The sequence below is a fragment of the Dietzia sp. SYD-A1 genome (assembly GCF_015356725.1).
Classification (GTDB): Bacteria; Actinomycetota; Actinomycetes; order Mycobacteriales; family Mycobacteriaceae; genus Dietzia.
Genome location: NZ_JADDKI010000556.1, coordinates 1 through 1,601, shown reverse-complemented (window position 1 = coordinate 1,601; position 1,601 = coordinate 1). Strand labels below are relative to the sequence as shown.

The following is a 1,601-nucleotide window of genomic DNA, read 5'->3' as shown; positions in this document are numbered from 1 at the left end:
CCCCTATCCGCCAGACTGAGGTGAGACACCCGGGCTGGCTGGTTGAGAGGCTGGGGCGTGAGGAGAAGGAGAACCCAGCATGACTATCACTGCAACTACTGACGCGGCCCTGGAGGCCTCGCAGCCGACGCCGACGACCTCGACGCAGGAGACGGTTCAGGCCCCGCGGACCGGGCGGCCGGCCCGGCGGACGTTCACGGCCGAGTACAAGCGGCGCATCGTCGCCGAGTACGAGCAGGCCCCGTCCGGGCAGAAGGGCCGCGTGCTGCGCCGAGAGGGCCTCTACGATTCCAGCGTCAAGCAGTGGCGGGCCCAGATCGAAGCGGGAACACTGGGCACCGTGTCCAAGAGAAGGCCCCGGGCTGGCCAGTCGCCGGAGCAGGCGCGCATCGCTGAGCTGGAAAAGCAGATCAGCAAACTCGAGTCAGACGCCGCCCGGAAGGACAAGGTCATCGCCGATCGTGACGCCGCGTTGGAGGTCATGGGAAAAGGTGTCGCGTTCTTGGAAGCGCTCTCCAAGAAAAACAAGGGGTGACCAGGGCCGCCTGGCGCACCTGGCAGGCCGAAACCGCGCAGCTGCTGACCGCGCTGCTGGGTGTGGTGCGGTCCTGCGCCCTGGTCGGTAGGTCGCGGGCGACCCATCATCGCCAGGCCAATCCGAAACCGCGCCAGTATGGGCCGCACCCCAAGGCCCGCCATCCTGCCGAGCTCACCGCCGCCGAGCGCACCGCGATACTGGAAGTGCTCACCAGCGAGGCCTACGCCGATCTGTCCGTGGCCCAGGTGTGGGCCCGCGAACTCGACGCCGGCCGGTATCACTGCTCGCAGCGCACGATGCACCGGATCCTGGCGGCCGAGGCGATGAACGGCGAGCGTCGTCGGCAGGCAACCCATCCACCACGGGCGATTCCCGAACTGGTCGCAACCTCAGCAAATGATGTGTGGTCGTGGGACATCACGAAAATGCGGGGCCCGGCCAAGGGCATCTGGTACCACGCCTACGTCGTCATCGACATCTACTCCCGCTACGTCGTGGGCTGGCGCATCGAGACCGTCGAAGACGGCGAACTGGCCGCCGACCTGGTCGCCGCCGCCATCGCCGAGCAAGGCCAGGCACCGGGGTATCTCCACGCCGACGGGGGCGCGGCGATGACCTCGAAGCCGTTGGCCTCACTCCTGTGCGATCTGGATGTAACCCGGTCGCACAATCGGCCGCGGACCAGCAACGACAACCCGTACAGCGAGTCGCAGTTCAAGACCATGAAGTACACGCCGAACTACCCCGAGCGGTTCGCCAGCATCGGTGCCGCCCGGGCATGGATGAACCGATTCATCCACTGGTACAACCACCAGCACCGGCACAGCGGGATCGGACTGCACACCCCGGCCAGCGTCCACGACGGCACCGCCGAGACCATCCGCGACAGGCGCCAGCTCGTGCTCGACGCCGCCTACGCCAAACACCCCGAACGGTTCACCCGACGACCGCGCCCACCCCGACTGCCGGAAAAGGCGACCATCAACGACCCCGACGCCCGATCACCCGAAACTAGCCAAGCCCAACCGAGCACCTCACGTCTCATTTGATTTGACACGCTCCG

2 protein-coding genes are annotated in these 1,601 nt (G+C 67.0%); both read left to right on the top strand.

Going from position 1 to position 1,601, the window contains the following annotated elements; genetic code table 11:
• The first annotated feature begins 79 nt into the window (after positions 1 to 79).
• On the top strand, positions 80 to 535 hold the full coding sequence (locus IY392_RS16920; RefSeq protein WP_095719468.1) for a transposase: 456 nt from the start codon (positions 80 to 82) through the stop codon (positions 533 to 535).
• Entirely contained in the window at positions 532 to 1,587 is a 1,056-nt protein-coding gene (locus IY392_RS16915) for an IS3 family transposase (protein WP_083249486.1), read from the top strand. The genes IY392_RS16920 and IY392_RS16915 overlap by 4 nt, the downstream gene beginning before the upstream one ends.
• The last annotated feature ends 14 nt before the right edge of the window (positions 1,588 to 1,601 follow it).

What these genes read in the sequence shown, in the direction of transcription:
- IY392_RS16920 (WP_095719468.1), top strand. Translation starts at nt 80, where the DNA reads ATGACTATCACTGCAACTACTGACGCGGCCCTGGAGGCCTCGCAGCCG.